The sequence below is a fragment of the Kaistella sp. genome (assembly GCF_041824135.1).
Lineage (GTDB): Bacteria > Bacteroidota > Bacteroidia > Flavobacteriales > Weeksellaceae > Kaistella.
The window spans coordinates 74,587-99,353 of record NZ_JBGZYM010000072.1 but is presented as its reverse complement, the minus strand read 5'-3'; the positions used below and the strand labels follow the sequence as shown (position 1 = coordinate 99,353).

Sequence of the window (24,767 nt, the reverse complement as noted above, 5' to 3'; positions counted from 1 at the left end):
TTTAAAGTATTGAGAATTTCTTTGTCTTTGTTACAAGAGACAAGAAAAACAAGTGCAAAAACGATGGAAACAATTCTAAGATTCATTAAATAAATTTTTTCAAAAATACTGAATTTTACTAAGACATCAAGAGCCAAATTTTTAAAACAGAAATTCATCAAGTAAAATAATAATTATATTTGCTTCACTTATTTAATTAAAATGAAAAAAACGCTCGCACTTCTTCTATTCTCCTCGGCATTTTTATCTGCTCAGAGCTTCACCAAACAAGATACACTGAAAGGCTCCAATATAGAGTTCAGAAATTTTTGGGATGTTAAAAAGTATGAAATTACGGTGGAACCAAAGTTTGCAGATCAAACTGTTTCTGGTACTAATAAAATCACTTTTGAGATTTTAAAGGATGTTAAAAATCCCGTCTTTCAAATTGACTTGCAGCAACCAATGAATTATAAGATCATTGATTCTGATGAAAAATTATGTTCTTCAAGAAGAGATGGTAATTTTATTTTTATTGAAACCAAGAAAGACTATAAAAAAGGAGAAACGCATTCTTTTACGATTCAGTTTTTCGGAAATCCGACGGTGGCGAAAAATGCACCTTGGGATGGCGGCTGGGTTTTTAAGCAAGATGAAAAAGGAAATCCATGGATGTCGGTTGCACAAGAAGGTATTGGTGCTTCGGTTTGGTTACCTTCCAAAGATATCTGGAGTGACGAACCTGACAATGGAATGACGATGAAAATTATTACGCCGAAAGATCTGGTTGGCGTGGGCAATGGAAGACTGATTGCTCAAACTACAGAAAAAGATAAAAACTTTTTTACCTGGGAAGTTAAAAATCCGATCAACCTGTACTCTATCGTTCCTAATGTTGGAAAATATGTGAATTTTAAAGAAACTTACGCGGGAGAAAAAGGACCACTCGATCTGGATTACTGGGTTTTAGATCATAATTTAGGAAAAGCGAAAAAACAATTTCAACAGGTTAAGCCGATGATGAAAGCTTTTGAATATTGGTTTGGTCCTTATCCTTTCTACGAGGATTCTTATAAACTAATCGAAACTCCATATCTCGGAATGGAACATCAAAGTGGTGTTGGCTACGGAAATAATTATGAAAATGGTTATTTAGGTCGAGACTTATCTGGAAGTGGCGTTGGCTTAAACTGGGATTTCATTATCGTTCATGAAAGTGGGCACGAATGGTTTGCCAATAATATCACCGCAAAAGATAAAGCTGATATGTGGATTCATGAAGGTTTTACCAATTATTCGGAAACATTATTTGTGGAGAATTACATGGATAAAGCTTCAGCGGAAAAGTATATTGTTGGAATTCGTCGTAACATTAAAAACGATGAACCTATTATTGCATCTTATGGAGTCGCAAAATCAGGAAGTGGCGATATGTATTACAAAGGTTCGAATATGATTCACACCATTCGGCAGGTCATTAATAATGATGAGAAATTCAGACAAATTTTACGAGGTTTAAACAAAGATTTTTATCATCAAACGGTAACAACAGAACAGGTAGAAAATTATATTTCGGATCAATCAGGAATTGACTTTTCAACTGTATTTGATCAATATTTAAGAACAACTCAAATCCCAACTTTACAATATTCCCAAACTGGAAATACTTTTAAATATAGATATGATGCAGGTGTAAAGAATTTAAAATTACCGATCAGAATCAATGAAACTCAGGAAATTAATCCAACAGAAAAATGGCAAACTGTAAAATTGACCACTTCAAATCCGGTTACATTTGACGAGAATTATTACATTTATTACGATGAACAAAACTAAATTTCATCAATTTTAATTCAACAAAAAATGCCGCTCTTTTTAGAACGGCATTTTTATTTGTCTTGCGTTATCCTTCATTTCTACAATTCAAAATATCGGAAACCTTCAACCGCTGACTTCCCGTATTTGCTGGTACCGCTACATCATCAGATGGAATATAATTCACCGAAGTAATCGTACTTGGAACGTATATTCTAACGGTCATTTGTTTGTAACCATGCGGCTGGTATGAAGTCCAATATCCATTCGGGTGAAGTCCCCAACTTCCATAAGCAATTTCAGAAGTTACCGGATTTACCCCTCCAAGCAAAGCCAATCGTTCTAAGTCCGAATAATTGGAGGAGGAAGAGCTGAAAAAGTTTCTTATTTTATTTTCAGCTTCTAAGACCATCTGGACCGATTGAGGTAAATTACTTTTGGCCCTAGACATAACGCTTGCCGGCACAAAGTCTAAACCCATCTTCGTTAAAGAAAGCAATTCATTTTTACTTAAAAGTTTCATTGCTGCCAATTGCATATCTGGGTTCATATTTTTGAAACTTGATTTAGCAATAATTCCCCAAACCAAGGCTTGAACGGTCTGCTGCGGAATATCTTGATTTTTATACCAGTTTTTAATTAAAGAATTTACGATTTCTTTTTTCTGACCTTTCAGCGGCCCATACAGATAACCGTCTCCTTTACTTGGTGCGTAGGTCCCGGCGTGCATACAGAAACTCTTCAGTTCAACAGTGTAGAAACCAGGTTTTAGAACATAACCTTCTGACGGAGAAAAATTGACATTACAAAGGTTAGTATATTTTTCATTTTTTCCAAAGTCCGCATTTTTGACATCGATTTTGTTGCAATCTTTAAAACTGGTGCTAATCGCTTCGGTAGTGATGGCACCAATTACTTTATCTCCAACCAAACTCGCGGTTTTATCTTTGACTTTGTCCTTTAGTAAATCTAAAATTTGCGCATTTGCAAGCAAAGAACCAGCAAGCAAAAACGAGAGCATTAGCTTTTTCATAATCAATTAGTTTTTAGGTATTTGTACGAATTTATATCTTTTATTCTAAACTATTGAAGAATAAAGGAGCGTATTTTAACCCTAATTGACTAATGACTTTATATTTTAAAGAGGTGTTTTTTAAGAATTTTTCATAGAGATCCGGAAGGTAGTTCCTGTTCCAATTTCGGTTTGAGCGATTTTAATATCACCGCGATGGTATTCTTTGATGACTCGTTTCGCAAGAGATAATCCAAGGCCCCAGCCTCTTTTCTTAGTAGAATATCCCGCCTTAAAAGCTTTCGCCGCCTGACTTCTGGTCATTCCTGAGCCAGAATCTTTAAAATCGATAACGATATTTCTATTTTTTTCATAGAGCTCGATTTCCAGTCTGCCCTCACCTCTCATCGCATCAACGGCATTTTTCACAATGTTTTCGATCACCCAACTCAATAAGATTCGACTATGTGGAATCAGAATTTGCTCTTTAGGTAAGATCAGCATAAAACTTACTTTTTTAGATATTCTGGATTTCAAATAATCATAATTTTGTTGAATGGTTTCATTGATATTGAGATCATTAAGCTCTGGAACAGAACCAATTTTAGAAAATCTTTCGGAAATTGTTTTCAGCCGGTTGATGTCATTTTCTATTTCTTTTACGCCGACACTATTTTCATTTTCCATGCGTAGGATTTCAATCCATCCGATCATTGAGGATAATGGCGTACCAATTTGATGGGCAGTTTCTTTCGCCAAACCTGCCCAAACATAACCTTCATCCGTTTTTTTAATCGTTCGCAAAAACCAGAAAGAAAAGAAAATATAAGCTAAAATCAGAGCACCTAAAATATACGGTGAATACCGTAAATTATTCAGTAAATCGGAGTTGGTGTAATAAACATATTGATTGTTTCCGTCTGGCATTTGCAGTTCGATTGGTCTGTAAGAACTCGCCATTTTATTGATCAAGGCTTGCATCTTCTTGGGATCTGTGAGCGTAGTTTCTGGAATATTTCTTTGAAAATCAACACCCAATGGTTTTTTATTTTTATCGGTAATGATGATCGGAATGGTATTATTAGATAAATTAATCTGCAGAATTAAATCCAGGGTCATCGCATCTTCGATAATCTCATTCTGTTGATATTTAATCGTCGTTGCAAAAAGTTCGATTCTTTTGATCTCTTCTTTACGCAAATAATCGATAAGAATAACAGACGCAAAAACCACTGCAGCTACCGCTGAAGTGAGCAAAATATAAATAATCCAGTTATTCAGTTTTGAAAAAATTCCTCTTTCGTTCATTGGTCGGAAATCCTGTTATTTTAAAACGTTGAGCACTTGATACAAGGCATCGCTGATATTACCACCTTGATAATTATTGATGATGATGGCAAATACGTATTTCTTACCCTCTTTTGAAGTGTGGTATCCTGCAAAAGATTTGGTATCTTTCATGGTTCCACTTTTCATTTTCATCCCATTTCCCTGGGTTGGAAATCCATCAAAAAACTCACTAAACCACGGTTGTTTTTTACTCCAGAGTAAAGACTGTACTTCCGCTCTGGCAGAAACATAATTTTGAGGTGAAAGACCACTTCCATCTGCAAAGTTAATCATGACTGAATTAATTCCTTTTGCTTTCCAGAAGTCTTTTAAATAAGAAATGCCGGCATCAAAACTTCCTACATTTTTCTTTTCCTTTCCTAAAGTTTTAATTAGAGTTTCACCGTAAAAATTAACGCTTTTTCGCATAAACCAAAAAATTATTTTATCTAAAGTCGGCGATTTATATTCAAGCAAAATATTGTTTTTAGGAGCAAAGGTGATCTTCTCCCCCGCAATTCTCTGCTCTGAGGTAGAAGTCACTTTTCCGTTAAACTCTATTCCTGCTTCATTAAACCAAGTTGTCACTTCTTGTCCGAGACTTAAAGGTGGATTAGGCGTTGACCCAGAGACCGTAATTGATTTTGAAGGTAATGTTCCGTTGATATAAGCAACATTAGAATGTGGCGCGGTGTAGATGAGACTTTGATCAGAACTTCCGCCGGTTTTAATATCATTCACCCAATTCACTTTCGGTAAATCGATATTCAGTTTTTTAATTTCGCCACCGATCATCTGCATATCAAACTGATTTTCACGCCAGTTGACGCCCCAAACTCCTGCCCCGTAATAATTTCCTATATCATTCCACGGCCAGCCACCAGGAATAGTTTGAAAATCAAAGTAAGAATCATCGATAATTAAATCTCCCGCTATTTTAGTAATTCCTTTATCCTTTAAGGATTGAATTAATTTTTGTTTAAAATTTTCCGGTTTGTAACCATCGTACCGCCAGCTTCCTAAAGTCGGATCACCAGTAGAAGTAATATAGAAATCTCCATTTAAATTACCCGCTGAAATCGTTCCTGAATAATGAGCGGTGGTGACATATTGAAAGTCCTTCCCCAAAGTTTCTAGTGCTGCCGCAGCCGTAAATATTTTTTGGGTAGAAGCGGTTGACAGTCCTTTATTTCCATTATTCTCATAAATGAAATTACCATTTTCATCCGCCACGTAGATAGAAAGATTTGCAGAGTAAGCCGCACTGGAATTTAATAGCTTTTTAGTAGCACTTTCTAAGCTTTGCGAAACGTTCTGCGAAAAACAGAATTGCGAAATAAATAGAACCAACGGAATCAACTTCTTCATAAACATTTTTTGATTTTCAAATATAAAGAAATATAATTTTTCAAGTGTTAAAAACATTAACGATAGAGGCGTTCTTTTTTAATAAATACATAATAACCATCGGTTTAACTTGCATAATTCACATAAAAATCGTAAACTTTGTATTGTAAACTTAAAATTTAGAATAATGGCATCAATTATCACCGGCTTATTTAAAAGCCAAAGTCAGTCTCAGCCAATTGGAAGGGATCTAGAAAATGCAGGTATTCAAAACAAAGATTATATCCTCTATCTGCATGACGAAAAAATCAATAAAGAAATTAAAACCTCTATTTGGCAACATTTTTTTAAGGATAAAACTCAGCTGGAAGATGACAGTTTGGTTGTTAGTGTGAAAGTGAGAGATCCTGATCAGATAGAAAAGGTAAAAGAGGTGTTTTCTAAAAACAACTGCATTCATCAAAATTATTTTCAAAACATAAAATTTCGCGCGGCTCAGTCGTTAGAATATTTAAAAAAGATCGTTTCGTTGCGAGCGAAAGCTGCAATTTATAATAGTCCACAAGTTAATTACAGAGGTCAATCGGCAGGGATTAATTCGGAAGTAACTTTTGGAAATTCTAAGTTAGAACAATAGTTCTTTTTATTTTTAGATTCAGAATTTACAACTGCACTTTCTAGAAAAGGTTCAATTAATTACAGCATTAGAAACAAACTTCCGCCTTTATTATCAAAGAAAACATTTATCAATAAAAGAACCCTTCAACAATTGAAGGGTTCTCTTTTTAGTATTAATAAAATACTTTTTAAATAGTGAAAGTCATTATTGTTTGATCACTTTATTCGTAATCACTTTACCATTTACAACTGCTTTTACCAAGTAAACGCCTTTTGATAAAGAGGACATATCGATTTGCGATTTATCTGCTTTCGGTGAGAAGCTCATTACTTTTTGTCCAACTAAGTTATAAACTTCAACATTTTCTATTTTACCAGAAGCCGTGATGTTTAATATTCCAGTTGTTGGATTTGGATAATAACTGAATTTAGTTGCATTCACATTATCAACAGCTAAAGTATTGATTGTATTCGCGATACTAAACATGGTAACTTCACTTCCGTTAGTAGAACCCATGAAAGTTGCTGCACCTGTTGTTACATCTACAGAGTAAAGGCCGCTGGTGAAATCAGTTAAGAAAGCAGCCATATAAAGTTTGTTATCCGAGACGTTGAAGTCTGCTTCTTGCGCATAATTAATATCGATTCCTAAAGCACCAACAAGAGTTGCCACACCTGTAGTTAAATTAAGTGAATATAATGAATCTGTTCCCACATCTGCAACGTAAGCTAAGCCATTATTATCTATTTCTAACCATATAGGAATCGTGGATCCTGTGATATTTGCTACAAAGGTTGGTACACCTGTCGTAAGATCGACAGTATAAAGTTTTGCAGCACCGCCGCTGGACACCATATACATTTTACCATCAGCTCTGTTCCAGGAAAGACCACCAATATTATCTGCAAGAGGAATTCCGGCCAATGTGGCAACAACTGTGGCAACACCACTATTATTAATTCTTAGCAATTCTTTGGTATCATTTTGCACCGCATATAAAACACCTGCTCCATCAATATCGTCTGCAAAGATTGCCGTTGATAATGTGCTAACTAAAGTTTGTGTTTGAGGCGCAGATAGTAAGGAAGTACCAAATTTAGCCGGATTGTCCGGATAACCACGCAGATCATACGTTTTATTAGTTGGCGGCTCTGTGGTATCAGCGATACTGAACATGGTATACTCCGCATTTTGAGCCGTAGTATCACCTACCAGAGTTGCAACACCAGTTGTTGTGTTAATAGTATAAATACCACCAACACCACCTCCTGTGTAAGAAGCTGCATAAAGCACATCGTTATCTTTATTAAAATCTGCTTCCTGAGCAAATTGCATATTGACTCCTAAGGCTCCAACTTCCGTAGCAGTACCCGTTGCCAAATCTATTTTATATAATTTATCACTCGCAATATCTGCTGAGTAGGCTTTTCCTGTATTATCAATTTCCAACCAGATAGGAGCTGTAGTTCCCGTCATCGTACCTACTAATGTTGCTACGCCTGTGGTCATATTGATCGTATAAAGTTCGCCTACCGTGCCTGTAATTGCAACCGCATACATGGTGCTATTCACACTGTTCCAAGATAATCCAGATAACGTAGAAGCAACAGGAATATTAGTCACAGGACCAATATCCGTAATAACTCCCGCATTATTTACGGTAACGAAATTTCTGCTCGCATTATCCAAAGCATATAATTTCCCATCGTCGGCAATATCATCTGCGTAAATTGCTCGCACACCAGGAATATTTCCATTAACAGTTAAGATATGTGGAGGTACTAATGGCAAGGTTCCAAAAGGTCTCGGCGCATTTGCTGCACCTCTTCCATTGGTTGCAAAAGCTTTATTAAAAAGTTTAGATGTACTAGCACTTTGAGGTTTAAGATTTTGAAGTTCAAAAATTCTCAAAGTTTTCAACTCTTGTGTCGTAAATAGATGATCAGGAAAAGCAAGTGGTGAATTTCCCAAATTTTTGATTTTATCTAAAATGGGTTGCACTTCACTTTGCGAAACTTTTTTCCTTAAATCTTGTTCCGTAATCCCATAAGGATTATTTTGTGCATATTGTGCATCTTCTTTTTTCTGAAGTTGATACGCACGGAAGAGATTTGCCTCTTCTTTAGTTAATTTCTTTATTGGGAAAGCTCCTGCCGGATTTTGCTTACCTAATACATCCAACTTGTTGAGTATAGGTTGGATTTGTTCATTTGTTATTTTCTCTTGAGAAAATGCTGAATTGGAGAAGACAATCATCGCAATGATTCCTAATCTGGTGTAAAGTTTTTTCATAAATAGTAATTTTTTTGATTAGGTTTCGAAATTAATTCTTTTTTATCACCCAAACAAATTAAATTACGGATTATAATAATTAACAGTGAAAACACCCTATAAATTAACAATGTTTTAATTAATTCTTTAAATTAAATTTAAATTAAAAATCATTAAATTAAATTATCGAAAAAACAAATAATTATTTGAAAATCTTACATGGAACGCTTTCTCAATAAAATTTCCACAAAAAAAAATTAGAACTTTTAAATTAAACCAAGCAATATTTTATTGTTCATCACCAAAAAACGGGTCATTAAAAAAGAGGATGTGAGAAGAACCTTAAATAACAAATATTTAAATGGAGAAATCGATGGCGCTGGTAACTGCATTTTTTGAGCAAAGCCACAATATTGCGCTTTTTTTTTCTTATTTTCGTGTCCTAATTGGCTTTCACAAATGGTTTACGATTTAGAACAGGAAAATAAAGAAATTCTCGCACGGTATAAAGATCTGATCACGAATACCTACCGCAATTTGGATGAGGAACAGAACAAACTCATTCGAAAGGCTTTTGATATTGCTTTAGATGCTCACAAAGATCAGCGTCGGAAAACGGGTGAACCCTACATTTACCATCCAATTGAAGTAGCCAAAATCGTAGCGAACGAAATAGGATTGGGAGCCACTTCCATTGCGTGTGCACTTCTGCACGATGTTATCGAAGACTCTGATTACACTTACGAAGATCTCAAAAAAATATTTGGAAAAAAGATTGCCGATATCGTCAATGGACTGACCAAAATTTCGGTCATGAATCATCAGAACATTTCGATACAATCTGAAAATTACCGCAAACTTTTACTGACCCTTTCGGAAGATTTCCGGGTGATTTTAATTAAAATTGCAGACCGTCTTCACAACATGCGAACGCTGGAAAGTATGACGCCAGAAAAGCAAAAGAAAATTGCGTCTGAGACCGTTTATATTTACGCACCACTCGCCCACCGTCTTGGTTTATATAACATCAAGTCGGAGTTAGAAGATCTGTCTCTAAAATTTAATAATTCTGAAGTTTATCTGGATATTTCTGAAAAACTGGAGCTGGCCAAAGAAAGCCGTGAGAAATATATTGAAGAATTTAAGAAAGAAGTTTTCGAACAGTTAGAAGATGAAAACTTGAACGTTTCCATTAAAGGTCGCGCAAAAGCAATTTCATCCATTTATCGAAAAATGCTGAAACAAGGCGTTGCTTTCGATGAGGTTTTTGACAATTACGCCATCAGAATTATTTATAAATCCGATGCGAAGAACGAAAAATTTCTGGCGTGGAAAATATATTCAATTGTAACAGATCTTTACCACAGCAATCCGCAACGAATGCGCGACTGGATTTCCCAACCACGATCTACAGGTTACGAAAGTTTACACCTTACCATTTTAGGTCCAGATAAAAAATGGATCGAAGTTCAAATCCGTTCTGAAAGAATGGATGATATTGCAGAAAAAGGGGTTGCAGCTCACTATAAATATAAAGAAGGATTTCGTCAAAGCTCTGATGAAAAGAACTTCGAACGTTGGGTTACTGAAATCCGTGAAGTTCTAGAAAATCAGGAATCTCTTTCTACAACAGAGCTTTTAGATGACATTAAACTTAATCTTTATTCAAAAGAAGTTTTCGTGTTTACACCACGCGGAGAAATAAAAATCTTACCGATTGGATCTACCGCCTTGGATTTTGCTTTTTCTGTCCACTCGGATTTAGGAACTAAATGTTTAGGCGCGAAGGTGAACGGAAAATTAGTACCGATCTCCTACGTTTTATTAAACGGCGATCAGGTCGATATTCTCTCTTCTCAAAATCAGAAACCGAAAGTGGACTGGCTGGATTTTGTTGTTACCTCTAAAGCGAAATCAAAAATTAAAGCGATTCTTAATTCAGAAAAGAATTTCTTGGTTGATGAAGGAAAAGAAATTTTGCAGCGTAAAATGCGTCATGCAAAATTGAATTTCAATGATGAGGAACTGAACAAAATGCAGAAGTTCTTTGAATTAAAAAGTTCTCAGGAATTATTTCTCAAATTTCAGAATGGTGATCTAGATATCGGCGATATTAAAAAATATACCGAAGGCAAAGGAATCTTCAGCAATATCATGCAGCGTTTCCGCAAGTCGCCAGCGAAAAATGAAGTCTATTCTGAAACGCCGGAAACCAATCTTGACATGATTGTTTTTGGCAAGGATGAACAGAAAATGAATTACTCCTACGCAAAATGCTGTACCGTAATTCCGGGCGATCGGATTTTTGGTTTCATTACTATTTCAGAAGGAATTAAAGTTCATAATGACAACTGTCCGAATGCGATAAATCTCCGAGCTCAATATGACTACCGCGTTTTACCTGCAAAATGGGTGAATGAAGAAAGTTTCAAAAACAGAATTAAAATTGAAATTGAAGGCTTGGACAGAATGGGAATGATTAACGATATCACGGCCGTCATCAGTAACAATATGAATATGGACATGAAAAGCATGTCGATTGAATCTAACAACGGTGTTTTCTTAGGCAACATTAATCTCGAAGTTCGCAATCGAATTCAATTAGATGAAACCTTCAAACAACTCAAAAACATCAACGGTGTTTCTCGTGTAAAACGAATGTAAAAACACTTCTAAATAACATTTATGCTAATAACCGACTATTTCAAAAGATTTCTACACAGTTCACAATCTTCAGGAATTATATTAATTCTTTGTGTTTTATTATCACTTCTTATCGCGAATTCGTCTCTTGGCGTTTCATTTCAAACGCTCCTTGACACCAAAATAGGAACCGATATTTTTCAGCTCAATTATCCTTTAAGCATTTGGATCAATGATGGTTTGATGGCTATTTTCTTTTTGCTTGTTGGCCTGGAGATTAAACGGGAAATTGTAGAAGGTGAACTTTCCACCTTTAAATCAGCTTCTTTACCTATTGTAGCGGCAATCGGCGGAATGGTTGTTCCTGCCCTAATTTACTATGCTTTCAATTACGGAACTGAATATGCAAATGGTTGGGCAATCCCGATGGCGACTGATATTGCTTTTTCTCTGGCCATTATTTCGATGCTAGGAAAACGAGCTCCTTTGTCTTTAAAAATATTTTTAGCTGCCCTGGCAATTGTTGATGATCTAGGTGCAATTATGGTGATTGCCATCTTTTACACCGACCAACTGCACTGGATTTATTTAGGATTAAGTGGACTGATGGTGGTTATTTTAATTTTACTGAATGTATTCAATTTTAAGAAACATATTTTTTATGTGGTTCCGGGATTATTCCTTTGGTATTTTATGCATCATTCGGGTATTCATGCTACGATTGCCGGCGTTCTTTTAGCGTTTACGATTCCAACCAATATTTCTACGACTGAAATTTCACCTTTAGAAAAGATGGAGCAAAAGCTGCATTTGCCTGTTAACTTTTTAATCATGCCCATTTTTGCTTTAGCCAATACCAATATTACCTTTAAAGATGGAATGGTTGATGGTCTCTTCACCAACTTTGGTTACGGAGTTATTTTAGGATTAGTTCTGGGTAAAATTATCGGAATCAATTTATTCTCCTGGATTTTCATCAAATTAAAAATCAGTGGTTTGCCAGATCAAGTCTCGTGGTCACAAATGTTAGGAGCAGGACTTTTAGCTGGAATCGGTTTCACGATGTCTATTTTTATTGGCTTACTCTCCTTTAAAGGTCATCCCGAAATTCAGGACGAAGCGAAGTTCGCAATTCTGGTTGCCTCCATTATTTCTGGATTTGCAGGATATTCACTATTAAGATATATCGGGAAAAAGAGAGAAATTATTGCTGAACAGAAAGATTAGGCGTTTACCTAACTTCTGTGAAAAAGAGGAAGTGTTGAAAATTCATTAATCCATTTTAATATGGTGGTGATCACTTATAGGTGCATCGATGTTATCTAAATCGGTGGTGAACTGCAGATCACTGGACGTCATTTCCTCAGCGATCATTTTATCTACCCGTACTTTTTTGATGGCAATGTTCAATTCATTTCCTAAAAGGATCAGGATGATATTGATGTTCACCCAAACCATTACTAAGATGATGGTCCCGATGGAACCGTACAACACATTATAGCGCGCGAAATTTCTAACGTAAATAGCAAAGAAATACGTCAATAAAACAAATAAGATTGTCGTTAAAATCGCGCCCGGAATCGCTTGTTTAAAAGTGGTGATTTTTAAACAACCTACCCAATAAAACAAAGCGAGTAATATAAAGTAGAAAATTGGGAACGAAATAAATCCAATAATTTTAGACATATTATCGACTAACCAAGAAATATTAATTTCTGGTGTAAATAGTTTCAGCACCACTTCACTGTAATAGACTCCCAATAAGGAAGCGACAATTAAAAGGATAAATGCAATGGTGATTACAAATGCCACCAGATATTCCTTCACTGCTCCTCTCTGCAAATTGGTATTGATATTAAAACCATTAATTAAAGAATGCGTGCCATTAACAGCGAAAACCATAGCAAAAACGATGGTGATATTACTGATGTTTTTAATATTAGGAATAATAAAATCCTGAATATAACCAGTCACATCACTTTGCATATTTGCAGGTAAGATATTGTGCATCAGCACTTCAAAAATATAAAACTGTAATTTATCGTAGTGTGGAAGATACGGCAAAAACGAAAGAAAAAATAAAATAAAGGGGAACAAACTCAAAAAGAAACTCCAGGAAATACTCGCAGCACTGCGGCCAATTTGCATTTTAAAAACACCTTGTCCGTAAATTTCAAACATTTTCCAAAGAGAAATCCCTAAAAAGGGAATGTGAATCTCATCCAGAAAATCTTTTATTTTGATGATGAATTGCGGAGTTTTAATGCCCATTAATTTATATTTGCAAAACAAAGATAAGAAATGCGAATTAATTTAGTCTGCATGGGCAAAACCGATGATAAAGAAATTACCAATCTGGTAAAATATTATCAAAACCGCTTGCCAAAATACTGGAATTTTGAGATCATTGAAATTCCAGATGTCAAAAATGCAAAAAATCTCAGTCCTGATTTACTTAAAAAGGAAGAGGGAAAATTGTTTCTCAATCATATTGAAAATTCAGATACCATCGTTCTGCTCGATGAAAAAGGAAAGCAGTTTACGAGTCGGCAATTTGCTTCAAAAATAGATAACTGGATGAGTTCCTCCGTTAAGAAAGTTTCCATCATTATCGGTGGTGCTTATGGTTTCTCCGATGAAATGTACGAGAGAGCCAATGAAAAAATGTCACTTTCAAAAATGACTTTTACCCATCAAATGATTCGTCTTTTTTTTGTAGAACAGATTTATCGTGCAGATCAGATTCTTCAGGGAAAACCTTATCATAATGATTAAGTAAAGTTGAAGGTTTACCAGAAAGTTGTTAGCGATTTCAGCATCTTCGAAAGCCACAATGCCACCCGAAGCTTTTTTCGTATTTTTGTCTCATGACTCAAGATTTATCACTTCGAACCGTAACCGTAATGCGCTATATTCTGCCTTTGCGAGAAGGTGGTTCTTTGCCGGCACTTGCGGAAGCCGACGACGATTTCAAATATGTTTTAAAATTTAGAGGCGCAGGTCACGGCGTAAAAATGCTGATTTCTGAATTGCTTGGCGGAAAAATATCACAGGTTTTGGGTTTACCTATTCCAGAGTTGGTTTTCGCTAATCTCGATGTAGATTTCGGACGCACAGAAGCTGATGAGGAAATTCAGGATCTACTGAAATTTTCCGAAGGTTTAAATTTAGGTCTTCATTTTTTATCAGAAGCCATTGCCTACGATCCTTCCATTAAAGTTGATGCATTGTTGGCTTCAAAGATTGTTTGGTTAGATGCCTACATCACCAATATCGACCGTACTTTCAAGAATACCAATCTATTGATGTGGCACAAAGAATTGTGGCTTATCGATAATGGAGCTTCCTTATATTTCCACCATTCGTGGATGAATTTTGAGAAACATGCGCTTAGCCCTTTCGCTTATATCAAAGATCACGTGCTACTTTCCCAAGCCACCATGCTTGACGAAGCTGATGAGTTTGCAAAAACAGTTTTAACTGATGAAGTTTTACATGAAATTGTAGAATTAATTCCATTGGATTGGCTGGATTGGAATGACACTGATGATTCTCCCGAGCAAATAAAAGAAGTGTATTTCAACTTTCTGAAAACACGCCGCGATCACTCTGTAAACTTTGTAAACGAAGCGAAAAATGCCAGAAAATAAAATTTACGAATACGCAGTAATTCGGCTCGTACCGAAAGTGGAAAGAGAAGAGTTTTTCAACATTGGACTGATTATGTTTTCGAAAAGGGAAAAATATATCCGATTTGAATTTCACCTTTGTACGGAGAAATTTCAGTCCATGAAAAGTAAACTTGAGTTTGATTCTATTTCGCAGAATTTAGCGAATTTCAAACATGTCGCAAGCGGAGAAAAAGAGGGCGGTCCAATTGCCCTACTCGAAATTCCGGAAAGATTCCGTTGGTTGACCGCAGTTAGAAGCTCTGTGATTCAGACTTCTCGTCCGCATCCTGGGAAAACAAAGGATTTGGATGGAACTTTTGATAGATTGTTTGAGGAATTGGTGAAATAGATAGAAAATTGTTATCAATGAATCTACATTAAATTATGTCGATCTCTTAATTTTGAATGCGCCTCTAAGGCACATTCCTACATTTTATATCTTCGTCAATTTCGCAAATTTCAAAATCAAATTCTTTTCACCTTCGTGCTGGAATTTAACTTTTGCTTTGATGTTTTGAGCATCGGTACCATCCAGGAAAATGACTTCTCCAACGCCAAAACGGTCGTGACGAACTCTGTCGCCTACTTCGATATCTTGGGACGAATTTCCACTTGGATTAATAATTCTTGCCGTAGCGACAGGTTTTAAATTTTGTGGTATCGGAGCTGGTTCATTTTTTTCGATGGTTTTCTTCGGATCTTTCTTTTTAAAGAATCTAGGCTCTGAAGGCTCATCATCAAAAATATTAGATTTTAATCCAGAATTATTCATGAAACGACTTTCAGTCGCGGGATTGACGAATTCTAAATACTGTTCGTCAACTTCACTTAAAAATCTAGAAGGCTCGGCACTCGTAATTTTCCCCCATTGAAAACGGGAAACTGCGTACGTGAAAAACACTTGCTTTTCAGCTCTTGTTAAGGCAACGTAAAACAATCTACGTTCTTCTTCTAATTCCTCGCGGGTCGAAGAACTCATAAAACTTGGGAAAAGGTTCTCTTCTAAACCAACTACGTGAACAACTGGAAACTCCAAACCTTTTGAAAGGTGAATGGTCATTAATGACACTTGGTCTCCATCAGCATCTTTATCGGTTTGTGTATCTGCGGACAACGCAATATTCTCTAAGAAATTGGAAAGTGACGCATCACCATCGTCTAACTGTTGCTGTTCTTCAATGAAACCCTGCATCGAGTTCATCAATTCCTGAATATTTTCAACCCTCGAAATTCCTTCCGGTGTCTGATCATCTTTCAAAAATTTAATAATTCCCGTTCTTTTCGCAACTTCCATAGCGACGTTGTACGCATTCTCTGTTTTTAGCATCACCTGAAATGCTTTAATCACCGACCAGAAATCTGAAAGTTTGGTTAAAATTCCATTATTTAATTTGAGATTAGGAGCATAAAAACCAAGATTATCTAAAACTTGAGAAACAGAAATGTTTTGAGAATCGGCAAAAACAATTAATTTATTTTGAGTTGTTTCGCCAATTCCGCGCACTGGATAATTAATAATTCTTGACAGTGCTTCCGAATCATTTTCGTTGACTAAAATACGAAGATAAGCGACCAGATCTTTCACTTCTTTTCTTTGGTAAAATGATAATCCGCCAAAAACTTTATACGGAATATTCTTCCTTCTCAAAGCATCTTCAAAAGCACGCGTTTGCGAATTGGTTCGGTATAAAATCGCAAAATCAGTAAATTTTTTCTGCTCAGAATTATGCTGCTGCCAAATATTAGAAGCGACAAAATTTGCTTCATCCGCATCTGAAAGAGAACGATATACTTTTATCTTTTCTCCTTCTTCGTTATCACTAAAAACGTTTTTCTTGAATTGTTGCAAGTTTTTCGAAATGACCACGTTTGCTGCATTAACAATATTTTGCGTCGAACGATAGTTCTGCTCCAATGATACGGTTACCGCGTCTGGATAATCTTTTTTAAAATTTAAGATATTCTGAATATTCGCCCCGCGGAAGGAGTAAATGGATTGTGCATCGTCCCCTACCACACAGATATTTTCAAATTTCGAAGCCAACGCTTTCACAATTAAATATTGCGAATGGTTCGTATCCTGGTACTCATCTACCAAAATATAACGGAATCGGTCTTGGTATTTCGCCAGAACTTCTGGAAATCTGGTTAATAATTCATTGGTTCTTAAAAGCAAATCATCAAAATCCATTGCTCCATTTCGGAAACAGACATCAACATATTTCTGGTAAATCGCACCGATGTTTTTCATATTGGCACGTTCATCGGCTTCTATGAGTTCTGGATTATTGAAATACGCTTTTACCGTAATTAAATTATTTTTATAGGAAGAGATTCTTGCCTGAACTTTCTTCGGCTTATATAAATCTGAATCAATATTCAATTCTTTTAATACTTTCCGAATAACATTTAAAGAATCCTGAGAATCATAAATCGTAAAGTTTGATGGAAAACCAATATAATGCGCTTCTGACCGAAGTATTCTCGCAAAAACAGAGTGAAAAGTTCCCATCCAAATAGATTTTGCTTCGCTTTGTCCAACCACTTTCGCAATTCTTTCCTTCATTTCCTTCGCCGCTTTGTTGGTAAAGGTTAAGGACAAAATGTTAAAAGGATCGACCAAGTTGGTAATCAAATGAGCAATCCGCATCGTAAGCACCCGCGTTTTACCGGAACCTGCACCAGCAAGCACCATTAGAGGGCCATCAAGTGTTGTTACCGCTTCATGTTGCGCTTCATTTAATCCTTTTAAATACTCCATTTTCATAAAAATTTGACAGACAAAGGTACGTTTTTTATAGCCTTTTTAAAAGTCTAAACTTTCCATTTAAGAAAATACGAACTCTTCTATTCGGATCAATTTCAACAAACAGAGTATTATCAACTTAATTCTATATTTAATTTTGAAAAAATCAGTATTTTTAAATATTTAAGTAAAAGCACAATTATTCTTTGTTAATGTTAAAGAATTACAAAAAATATCCTATATTTGCACACTAAAATTCAGAAGAAAAAATGGGCACTATATTTACATTATTCATGGTTCTAATCATGATTGCGAGTATCTTACTAATTATTATGGTAATGGCACAAAACCCAAAAGGTGGAGGTCTTTCCGGAACTTTCGGTGGAACATCTTCCGCTCAGTTTGGAGTTCAGCGAACCAATGACTTTATGGAGAAAGCGACTTGGACTTTAGGAGCTATCATTGTTTTATTAATTTTGCTAAGTGTAGTCTTAACAGCAAAACCTTCGACAGCATTTAAACAAACTGCGCCAGCAAGACAGGAAGCACCAGCTCCACAAACTGCACCAGGCACTAACAATTCAGTAACAATGCCTATTCCTGCGCCTGCAACTGCACCAGCGGATAAATAAAAAATCGTTTATTACAAAATAAAAAAAGAGATACTTAATTGAGTATCTCTTTTTTTTGGTTTAGTTTTCTTACTTCCATTCTGTGACGCAGTTTCAGTCCTGCGGACAGAAACCGATGCTGAACTGGTTTTTGATTCTTATAATATTTATCGATAAAAATTTGCATCGCTCCGTAGAATCTCTCCAAATATTGAGCATCGCGAACAGTACTTTCTCCTTTGTGATGAAGAAGTGAGGATTTACCGTAATACCAATTTTTATGTTTTTTTCTTAATAGAGTAAAACATAGATCGATGTCTTCTCCGTACATAAAATATTTCTCATCTAATCCGCCGATCTCAAGATAAAGCGCTCTTTTAATGAGGAGAAAAGCTCCTGTGATCACTTCTACTTCGGCGATCTCAAATTCATTGATATCATTTCTGTAATAAGACTTTGATTTTTTCTTCTTAAAGTTGGTAAATAGTTTTTCAAAAGAATTGAACATATCGGGAACAGAACGTTTACTTTCTGGCAAAAACTTTCCAGCAGCATCGTGCATACGAATTCCCAAACAGCCTAAATCTTGATGTTGATCAGCAAATTCTACGATTTCTTTCATGTAAAAACCCTCCAATTCTGTGTCCGGATTCAAGAGCAAAACGTACTCTCCTTTTGCTTTTTTTACCGCCTTATTATTGGCAATCGCAAATCCGTAGTTTAATTCTGATGAAATGAATTGTACTTTTGGAAATTCGATCATAAGATCTTTCCACGAAGAATCGGGAGATTGATTATCGATAACGATAACTTCATAAGGTAAATCCTGTACGAAATTGATTATTGAGCTTAGACAATTTCTTAATAATTCCGTTACATTATAATTGACAATGATGATTGATAATTTCATTTCCCCTGTAAATTTAAACACCTATTTCGACTGATTCTCACCATATACTTTGCTTTATAAAAAATAAAATATCCAAGATATTCCGCGAAATTAATTCTATTTAGATTTAAAACTTCCTTCAAATTTTTCTGAAAACCTTTCTCCATCTCTTCCAAATTTGCCGAAAGTCCGGAAACTCCAAATGTTCTTTTTCCTGAACCCGCTAAAACCAATTCTTCATTTAGAATAGCCATTTTATGATGTTCGGAAACTTTCAACCAATAATTTAAATCTTCAGCGTATCTCTGATGATCATCAAAGTATCCGCTATTTTCTAAGACTATTCTTTTAAAGATAACGGTGGAAGGCTGGACCTCATTTCTAGTCATTAATTTCCGAAAAGAAACTGATACAAGATTATTACCATCAACTTTATAAGGATAAAGAATTTGATGATTTTTTCGTCTGCAACTCAGAAAGTCTATTTGAAAATCTTGATCCTCTAAAACCTTCATTTGGTGCTCTATTTTCTGTGGATACCATTCGTCATCGGAATCTAACAAGGCAATAAAATTTCCTTCTGCGATTTTCAATCCGGCATTTCTCGCGTTCGAAACTCCTCCATTTTCTTTATTGATTAACTGAATTTTTAAGTCGAAATTATTTTGAATATAACTTTCAACCACTTCCCTACTTTTATCGGTAGAACCATCATTCACCACAATAATCTCAAATCTATCCTGAGGAAAAGTTTGATTTTTTACAGAATCTAAAGCGTTTAAGATAACGTTCTCTGCATTATACATGGGGATAATTACCGAAATCACTTTTTACTTTTCTTTAAATTTAAATATTATATTAAAGATCGAAAATAAGAAATATAATCCTTACAATTATTGCTGCTCATTATAAGGCAAACGATTCTGAATCGATCTTCCCAAAGAAATTTCATCAGCATATTCTAACTCATCACCTACTGAAATCCCACGAGCAATTGTAGAAAAACGAACAGGTGAACTTTTGAATTTTTTATAAATATAATAAGCAGTCGTATCACCTTCCATGGTTGCACTAAGCGCGAATATTAATTCTTTAACGATGCCGTTTTCTAATTTCTTTTCGATGGAAGAGATATTGAGTTTATTGGGACCAATGCCTTCCATCGGAGAAATTTTTCCACCTAAAACCAAATATTTCCCCCGAAACTTACCTGTATTTTCAATCGCCATAACATCACGAACATCTTCTACGACACACAGCAGTTCCTCAGTTCTTTTTGGATTCGCACAAATTTCACAAACTTCTGAATCAGAAAAATTATGACAGTTTTTACAATATTTAATATCGATGACTAACTTTTTTAAAGAATCACCTAAGGCGATCGCCTGACTTTCGGGTTGCTTGAGCAGATGCAAAGCCAATCGTAATGCTGACTTTTTGCCAATTCCCGGTAAACCCGAAATTTCATCTACGGCTTTTGCTAAAACTTTGCTCGGATAATCCATTTCACAAAAATAAAGTTTAATAACAGAAGTTCCAAGTTTCGCAGATTTTATTATCTTTAAAAAAAATAATAAATGGTCCTTAAAAATCTGAACTATCCACTTGATTTTAAATTTAAAATAACCACCTTATCGAGTGATTTTAATATTACCGATACCAACGGAAATTATGTGGCCTACGTTCGTCAGAAAATGTTTAAACTCAAAGAGGACGTGGTTGTTTTTAATGATGAATCAAAATCGGAGGAACTGTTTAGAATTAGGGCCGATCGCTGGTTAGATTTTAATGCCAGTTATTCAATCACCGACCTGATCAACAATAAAAATTACGGCCGACTCGCCCGAAAAGGAATGCGGTCTTTCTGGAAATCGCACTATGAAGTTTTAGATGAAAACGATCAGCTAAAATTTAATATTAGCGAAGATAACGCCTGGGTGAAAATTATGGATGGAATGGTTGGCGAAATCCCTATCGTTGGAATGTTTAGTGGATATTTTTTAAATCCGTCTTATACGGTAAGAGATGCCAATGGAACTGAATATTTTCGATTAAAAAAAATGCCCTCTTTAATTGGAAGAAGATTTCAGCTAGACCGGTTAAAAGATATTGACGATCAGGACGAGTCTTTGGTGGTGTTGTCTTTCCTGATGATGGTTTTGCTTGAAAGATCGCGAGGCTAAAAAATTGTAATTATAAAATAAAAATATCAGATGAAGAAATTGATGATTATTGCGTCTTTAATGATGATGTTTTCGTGTAAAAAAGAAGAACAAATAATAGAAAGTAAGCCGTTAACTACAGATTCTTTGAAGGTTGAAACTGATTCCATGAATGTAGGAACCTCTGAAACTTTAAATCAAATCAACTTGGAAACTTTTGGTTTTCCGGCAGAGGTCAATGGTTGTTCTTGCTATTTTTCTAAAAACAAAGAAGATTTTGATCAAGAGAAATATATTTACATCGACGATTACGGGAACAATGCTTATTTAAAAATTGACGGTAAAACCGTTAAAATAAAAATGAAAGAAGGAGATTTTGATCCTGATAATTTCAGTAAGGTTATTAAGAACGAAGAGATTTCTGTAACTATTCAAGGAAAGAAAGTCAATGAACTGGAGGAAGTGATGATGTTTGAAGGAACGATGACGGTAGAAAATAAAAATGGCGAAAAAACGATCACACCGATTTATGGAGAATGCGGCTGTTAAATAGTCTTAAAATTAAAATATAGCGCTTTTGGAAATTTCAAGAGCGTTTTTTTATTTGTATTTTTGAAGTAAATAAAATTTTAAAATGGAATTATCACAACTCGAACCGCAAATCATCTGGAAGAATTTTTCAGCTTTGAATGCGGTACCAAGACCATCAAAAAAAGAAGAACAAGTAATTAAATTTATTAAAAACTTTGGCGAAAATCTAAATTTAGAAACTACGGTTGACGAAGTTGGAAATGTCATCATCAAAAAACCGGCAACCACTGGAATGGAAGATCGGAAAGCAATCGTGTTACAGTCTCACTTAGACATGGTTTGCCAGAAAAACAACGACGTTAATTTCGATTTTGAAACGCAGGGAATTCAGATGGAAGTGGATGGAGATTGGGTGAAAGCAAAAGGAACAACTTTAGGAGCTGACAACGGCTTAGGTGTTGCTTCGATTATGAGTATTTTAGAAAGCAGCGACATTGCTCATCCAGCTTTAGAAGCACTTTTCACCATCGATGAAGAAACCGGAATGACAGGAGCAATCGGTCTAAAACCTGGACAATTACAAGGTCAAATTCTATTAAATTTAGATACGGAGGAAGATGACGAAATCGATATCGGTTGTGCCGGCGGAGTTGATGTTACGGCTTCTCAAAACTACGAGATCGAAGAATCTAAAGGTCAAATTGTGAAAATGACTGTGAAAGGTTTGCAAGGTGGACATTCAGGAATGGATATTCACAAAGGCTTCGGAAATGCCAATGTTATTTTAGGCAGACTTTTATATACCGGTCTTTATAACCAAAATATTCAACTGATTTCAATGGATAGCGGTGGTTTACGCAATGCCATCCCGAGAGAAGGAAATGTGGTTTTATCGGTTCGCAATTCTGTAGAGTTTATGGATCAGGCGAACAGCTTGAAAGCCTCAATCATAGAGGAATTTACTTCTGTTGAGAAAGATTTACAAATTAATATCGAAACATATTCCACTCCCGAAAAAGCAATTTCTGAAGAAGCTTCGAAGAAAGTTATTTTAGCTTTGAAATCTGCTCATAACGGTGTTTACAGAATGTCGCCAGATGTTGCCGACCTAGTAGAAACATCCAACAATATCGCCAGAGTAGAATTAAAAAATGGTGAGTTGAAGATTTTAAATCTTTCACGTTCATCGATTGAGTCAGGTAAATATGCCGTAGCTGAACAATTAAAATCAGTTTACGAATTAGCTGGAATGGACGTAGAATTTGGTGGATCTTATCCAGGATGGAAACCAAAACCCGGGTCTGAAATTGTTCAGGTAATGGAGAAGATCTACGAAAAAAGTTTCGATCATAAACCTCAAGTTGTGGCTTGTCACGCTGGTTTAGAATGTGGAATTATTGGTGCAAATTATCCCGATATGGAAATGGTAAGTTTTGGACCAACCATTCGTGGAGCTCACTCTCCGGATGAGAAAGCCAATATTCCTTCCGTACAGAAATTCTGGGGATTCTTAAAAGAAATTTTAGCAAATATTCCGGCGAAGTAAATTGATTTTAAAGCAATATTATAACTGAATTAACTTTGCCAAAGTCTTGAACTTTGGCAAAGTTTTTTTTAAAAAACGTCAAATGAATTAAAAGTAAATTTTCAATTCAAAATTAAGTTTTAAATACATTTTCAGCGGCGGCTTCGCCAGTTTCAATTGCTCCTTCCATGAAACCTTGCCAGTCAGCGAGATGTTCACCAGCAAAATGGGTATTCATAAATGGTTGCGCTAAGATCGGACGAAGTTTGAACCACTGATCAATTCCATAAAAAGCATAGGCACCGCGCGAATATTCATCATTTCCCCAATAATAAGTTACCTGATTTTTGAGGAAAGGTTTAATGTTTCCGAAGTGAGGTTCCAAACATCGGAAAACATCCTGCGCCAGAAATTCATTCGTCTGATTCGCATTCATCATGGCTTTATCACCAACCGAATAGGCAATTAAAACTCCGTCTTTTGATTTTTGATTTTTGGTCGCATGGTAAAAATACTGTGGTGACTGATCGGTGATCATATCAAAACTTTCATCTCCCCAGAATCGTTCGGTAAAATGCATCGCATGTTTTTGAATCCGAGCGTATTGTAATTCCCTTACGGCTTCGGCAAAATTGATTGGAAGTGCGGGCAACCAGTTGATTCTGCTCAACGCAAAAGCAGGCGCCGTACAAATCACTTTATCACATTCAATCACCGTCCCGTTGGTGCAATGAATACTTACCTTTTTACGGCTTTGATCAATCTTCGAAACGTGATGTTTTAATTTGATATTTTCTGTGCCGATTCTGTTCGCGAATGCTGTTGCTAATTTCCCGTTGCCGCCTTTCATTTTTAAATCCATTTCATTTTTCGGGCTGCTTTCAGCATATTCTGCCAAAGCTGCAAAGGCCGAGACATGACGAATACTTTCCCCGAAATCGGTACTGTCTAACAGTTCACGAATTTCTAAATCTCTGCCTTCACAACCGTTATCTACCAGATAGCGCCACCAGTCGTATTGATCAAGTTTTAGTTTCTCCGCTTCAGACATTTCAGGATATTTTTTTAGAATAGTTTCAAATTTATTGCGCCATTCTTCGCTGTAATCCCATTTTCCAGAAGGAGAATATTGATTTTTGTAGATGAGATGTGATTCGAATTGATTATTCTCGAGCGGTATATTGAACTCGCCACATAATTCCTGAATTCGGGCGTGCGAATTTCCGATCCATTCACCACCCAATTCGATGACGAGATCATTACTCATTTGATGCGAAAATACTCTACCGCCAATTCGGTTTCTACTTTCTAAAACGACGAACGAAATTCCTTTCTGTTTTAATTGATTCGCTGCCGCTAAACCGGAAAATCCTCCGCCGATGATGACCACTTTTACGTTGGCTGATTTCCCACCAATCGACCAGGCATAGGACGGCACCAATAATGCCCCAGCAGCTAACGAAGTCTGTTGAATAAATGTTTTTCTGTTCATGATTACAAGTTTTTATGGTTATTAGTTTTAAACAAAAAATAATTGGTCGTCATAAAATCGATACTTCATTTACTGGGAAAACTGCAGACTTATCATCCGTTTTACTCGACAAAGAATAAGTCACT

At 35.8% G+C, this 24,767-nt stretch carries 21 protein-coding genes; 11 read left to right on the top strand and 10 right to left on the bottom strand.

Going from position 1 to position 24,767, the window contains the following annotated elements; translation table 11 throughout:
* Positions 1 to 201: 201 nt before the first annotated feature.
* The gene (locus ACEYOS_RS08240) at positions 202 to 1,815 is read left to right on the top strand and encodes a M1 family metallopeptidase (protein ID WP_373707899.1); all 1,614 of its coding nucleotides are present in this window, start codon (positions 202 to 204) and stop codon (positions 1,813 to 1,815) included.
* Positions 1,816 to 1,882: 67 nt separating this feature from the next.
* Here ACEYOS_RS08240 and ACEYOS_RS08235 read toward each other — a convergent pair whose 3' ends face one another.
* The 3 genes from ACEYOS_RS08235 to dacB all read right to left on the bottom strand — a co-directional run bounded on the left by ACEYOS_RS08235 (position 1,883) and on the right by dacB (position 5,503).
* Entirely contained in the window at positions 1,883 to 2,827 is a 945-nt protein-coding gene (locus ACEYOS_RS08235; protein ID WP_373707900.1) for a hypothetical protein, read from the bottom strand.
* 120 nt (positions 2,828 to 2,947) lie between these two features.
* A complete protein-coding gene (locus ACEYOS_RS08230; protein ID WP_373707901.1) occupies positions 2,948 to 4,114 on the bottom strand; it encodes a sensor histidine kinase in 1,167 nt (388 codons plus the stop codon).
* 15 nt (positions 4,115 to 4,129) lie between these two features.
* The gene (gene dacB / locus ACEYOS_RS08225; protein WP_373707902.1) at positions 4,130 to 5,503 is read right to left on the bottom strand and encodes a D-alanyl-D-alanine carboxypeptidase/D-alanyl-D-alanine-endopeptidase; all 1,374 of its coding nucleotides are present in this window, start codon (positions 5,501 to 5,503) and stop codon (positions 4,130 to 4,132) included.
* Between the two features lie 166 nt (positions 5,504 to 5,669).
* On the opposite strand from dacB, the gene ACEYOS_RS08220 reads away from it, so the two are divergent.
* Complete coding sequence (locus ACEYOS_RS08220; RefSeq protein ID WP_373707903.1) at positions 5,670 to 6,119, top strand: hypothetical protein; 450 nt, start codon at positions 5,670 to 5,672, stop codon at positions 6,117 to 6,119.
* A gap of 186 nt (positions 6,120 to 6,305) precedes the next feature.
* On the opposite strand, the gene ACEYOS_RS08215 is transcribed toward ACEYOS_RS08220, so the two are convergent.
* A complete protein-coding gene (locus ACEYOS_RS08215) occupies positions 6,306 to 8,393 on the bottom strand; it encodes a T9SS type A sorting domain-containing protein (RefSeq protein ID WP_373707904.1) in 2,088 nt (695 codons plus the stop codon).
* 438 nt (positions 8,394 to 8,831) lie between these two features.
* Between ACEYOS_RS08215 and ACEYOS_RS08210 the strand changes: the two genes are divergently transcribed.
* Together ACEYOS_RS08210 and nhaA are read left to right on the top strand one after the other, a co-directional pair.
* Positions 8,832 to 11,036, top strand: coding sequence for a bifunctional (p)ppGpp synthetase/guanosine-3',5'-bis(diphosphate) 3'-pyrophosphohydrolase (locus ACEYOS_RS08210; protein WP_373707905.1), 2,205 nt, complete (start codon positions 8,832 to 8,834; stop codon positions 11,034 to 11,036).
* Positions 11,037 to 11,057: 21 nt separating this feature from the next.
* Positions 11,058 to 12,242, top strand: coding sequence for a Na+/H+ antiporter NhaA (gene nhaA / locus ACEYOS_RS08205; RefSeq protein WP_373707906.1), 1,185 nt, complete (start codon positions 11,058 to 11,060; stop codon positions 12,240 to 12,242).
* 45 nt (positions 12,243 to 12,287) lie between these two features.
* On the opposite strand, the gene ACEYOS_RS08200 is transcribed toward nhaA, so the two are convergent.
* Entirely contained in the window at positions 12,288 to 13,286 is a 999-nt protein-coding gene (locus ACEYOS_RS08200) for a YihY/virulence factor BrkB family protein (RefSeq protein WP_373707907.1), read from the bottom strand.
* Between the two features lie 30 nt (positions 13,287 to 13,316).
* On the opposite strand from ACEYOS_RS08200, the gene rlmH reads away from it, so the two are divergent.
* The 3 genes from rlmH (at position 13,317) to ACEYOS_RS08185 (ending at position 15,035) form a co-directional block, all read left to right on the top strand.
* Entirely contained in the window at positions 13,317 to 13,790 is a 474-nt protein-coding gene (gene rlmH, locus ACEYOS_RS08195; protein ID WP_373707908.1) for a 23S rRNA (pseudouridine(1915)-N(3))-methyltransferase RlmH, read from the top strand.
* 92 nt (positions 13,791 to 13,882) lie between these two features.
* Positions 13,883 to 14,665 carry a HipA family kinase gene (locus tag ACEYOS_RS08190; RefSeq protein ID WP_373707909.1) on the top strand — a complete coding sequence of 261 codons (783 nt, stop codon included), beginning with the start codon at positions 13,883 to 13,885 and terminating at the stop codon, positions 14,663 to 14,665.
* Positions 14,652 to 15,035 (top strand): DUF3037 domain-containing protein, encoded by a 384-nt coding sequence (locus ACEYOS_RS08185; protein WP_373707910.1) that lies wholly within the window; start codon positions 14,652 to 14,654, stop codon positions 15,033 to 15,035. Before ACEYOS_RS08190 ends, ACEYOS_RS08185 begins: the two co-directional genes overlap by 14 nt.
* Positions 15,036 to 15,119: 84 nt before the next feature.
* On the opposite strand, the gene ACEYOS_RS08180 is transcribed toward ACEYOS_RS08185, so the two are convergent.
* Positions 15,120 to 17,447, bottom strand: coding sequence for an ATP-dependent helicase (locus ACEYOS_RS08180; RefSeq protein ID WP_373707911.1), 2,328 nt, complete (start codon positions 17,445 to 17,447; stop codon positions 15,120 to 15,122).
* A gap of 254 nt (positions 17,448 to 17,701) precedes the next feature.
* On the opposite strand from ACEYOS_RS08180, the gene secG reads away from it, so the two are divergent.
* Entirely contained in the window at positions 17,702 to 18,064 is a 363-nt protein-coding gene (gene secG / locus ACEYOS_RS08175; protein ID WP_373707912.1) for a preprotein translocase subunit SecG, read from the top strand.
* Between the two features lie 34 nt (positions 18,065 to 18,098).
* Here the strand turns inward: secG and ACEYOS_RS08170 are convergent, their stop codons facing one another.
* The 3 genes from ACEYOS_RS08170 to recR form a co-directional block, all read right to left on the bottom strand.
* Positions 18,099 to 18,953 (bottom strand): glycosyltransferase family 2 protein, encoded by an 855-nt coding sequence (locus tag ACEYOS_RS08170; protein ID WP_373707913.1) that lies wholly within the window; start codon positions 18,951 to 18,953, stop codon positions 18,099 to 18,101.
* A complete protein-coding gene (locus ACEYOS_RS08165) occupies positions 18,950 to 19,759 on the bottom strand; it encodes a glycosyltransferase family 2 protein (RefSeq protein ID WP_373707914.1) in 810 nt (269 codons plus the stop codon). The genes ACEYOS_RS08170 and ACEYOS_RS08165 overlap by 4 nt, the downstream gene beginning before the upstream one ends.
* 66 nt (positions 19,760 to 19,825) lie before the next feature.
* A complete protein-coding gene (gene recR, locus ACEYOS_RS08160) occupies positions 19,826 to 20,437 on the bottom strand; it encodes a recombination mediator RecR (protein ID WP_373707915.1) in 612 nt (203 codons plus the stop codon).
* A gap of 72 nt (positions 20,438 to 20,509) precedes the next feature.
* Between recR and ACEYOS_RS08155 the strand changes: the two genes are divergently transcribed.
* From ACEYOS_RS08155 to ACEYOS_RS08145, 3 genes are all read left to right on the top strand, one after another.
* The gene (locus ACEYOS_RS08155; RefSeq protein ID WP_373707916.1) at positions 20,510 to 21,115 is read left to right on the top strand and encodes a hypothetical protein; all 606 of its coding nucleotides are present in this window, start codon (positions 20,510 to 20,512) and stop codon (positions 21,113 to 21,115) included.
* A gap of 30 nt (positions 21,116 to 21,145) precedes the next feature.
* Positions 21,146 to 21,643, top strand: a complete 498-nt coding sequence (locus tag ACEYOS_RS08150; RefSeq protein ID WP_373797555.1) for a hypothetical protein — start codon at positions 21,146 to 21,148, stop codon at positions 21,641 to 21,643.
* An 85-nt stretch (positions 21,644 to 21,728) separates the two neighbouring features.
* Positions 21,729 to 23,171 carry an aminoacyl-histidine dipeptidase gene (locus tag ACEYOS_RS08145; RefSeq protein WP_373707918.1) on the top strand — a complete coding sequence of 481 codons (1,443 nt, stop codon included), beginning with the start codon at positions 21,729 to 21,731 and terminating at the stop codon, positions 23,169 to 23,171.
* Positions 23,172 to 23,283: 112 nt separating this feature from the next.
* Here the strand turns inward: ACEYOS_RS08145 and ACEYOS_RS08140 are convergent, their stop codons facing one another.
* The gene (locus ACEYOS_RS08140; protein ID WP_373707919.1) at positions 23,284 to 24,642 is read right to left on the bottom strand and encodes a flavin monoamine oxidase family protein; all 1,359 of its coding nucleotides are present in this window, start codon (positions 24,640 to 24,642) and stop codon (positions 23,284 to 23,286) included.
* Between the last annotated feature and the right edge of the window lie 125 nt (positions 24,643 to 24,767).

Excerpts from the sequence above, each read along its gene's own strand:
- ACEYOS_RS08155 (WP_373707916.1), top strand. The coding sequence starts at position 20,510 with ATGGTCCTTAAAAATCTGAACTATCCACTTGATTTTAAATTTAAAATA.
- nhaA (WP_373707906.1), top strand. The coding sequence starts at position 11,058 with ATGCTAATAACCGACTATTTCAAAAGATTTCTACACAGTTCACAATCT.
- ACEYOS_RS08215 (WP_373707904.1), bottom strand. The coding sequence starts at position 8,393 with ATGAAAAAACTTTACACCAGATTAGGAATCATTGCGATGATTGTCTTC.
- ACEYOS_RS08145 (WP_373707918.1), top strand. The coding sequence starts at position 21,729 with ATGGAATTATCACAACTCGAACCGCAAATCATCTGGAAGAATTTTTCA.
- dacB (WP_373707902.1), bottom strand. The coding sequence starts at position 5,503 with ATGAAGAAGTTGATTCCGTTGGTTCTATTTATTTCGCAATTCTGTTTT.
- ACEYOS_RS08210 (WP_373707905.1), top strand. The coding sequence starts at position 8,832 with ATGGTTTACGATTTAGAACAGGAAAATAAAGAAATTCTCGCACGGTAT.
- ACEYOS_RS08240 (WP_373707899.1), top strand. The coding sequence starts at position 202 with ATGAAAAAAACGCTCGCACTTCTTCTATTCTCCTCGGCATTTTTATCT.
- ACEYOS_RS08235 (WP_373707900.1), bottom strand. The coding sequence starts at position 2,827 with ATGAAAAAGCTAATGCTCTCGTTTTTGCTTGCTGGTTCTTTGCTTGCA.
- ACEYOS_RS08180 (WP_373707911.1), bottom strand. The coding sequence starts at position 17,447 with ATGGAGTATTTAAAAGGATTAAATGAAGCGCAACATGAAGCGGTAACA.
- ACEYOS_RS08200 (WP_373707907.1), bottom strand. The coding sequence starts at position 13,286 with ATGGGCATTAAAACTCCGCAATTCATCATCAAAATAAAAGATTTTCTG.
- ACEYOS_RS08150 (WP_373797555.1), top strand. The coding sequence starts at position 21,146 with ATGAAGAAATTGATGATTATTGCGTCTTTAATGATGATGTTTTCGTGT.
- secG (WP_373707912.1), top strand. The coding sequence starts at position 17,702 with ATGGGCACTATATTTACATTATTCATGGTTCTAATCATGATTGCGAGT.
- ACEYOS_RS08185 (WP_373707910.1), top strand. The coding sequence starts at position 14,652 with ATGCCAGAAAATAAAATTTACGAATACGCAGTAATTCGGCTCGTACCG.
- recR (WP_373707915.1), bottom strand. The coding sequence starts at position 20,437 with ATGGATTATCCGAGCAAAGTTTTAGCAAAAGCCGTAGATGAAATTTCG.
- ACEYOS_RS08170 (WP_373707913.1), bottom strand. The coding sequence starts at position 18,953 with ATGAAATTATCAATCATCATTGTCAATTATAATGTAACGGAATTATTA.
- ACEYOS_RS08140 (WP_373707919.1), bottom strand. The coding sequence starts at position 24,642 with ATGAACAGAAAAACATTTATTCAACAGACTTCGTTAGCTGCTGGGGCA.
- ACEYOS_RS08220 (WP_373707903.1), top strand. The coding sequence starts at position 5,670 with ATGGCATCAATTATCACCGGCTTATTTAAAAGCCAAAGTCAGTCTCAG.
- rlmH (WP_373707908.1), top strand. The coding sequence starts at position 13,317 with ATGCGAATTAATTTAGTCTGCATGGGCAAAACCGATGATAAAGAAATT.
- ACEYOS_RS08190 (WP_373707909.1), top strand. The coding sequence starts at position 13,883 with ATGACTCAAGATTTATCACTTCGAACCGTAACCGTAATGCGCTATATT.
- ACEYOS_RS08230 (WP_373707901.1), bottom strand. The coding sequence starts at position 4,114 with ATGAACGAAAGAGGAATTTTTTCAAAACTGAATAACTGGATTATTTAT.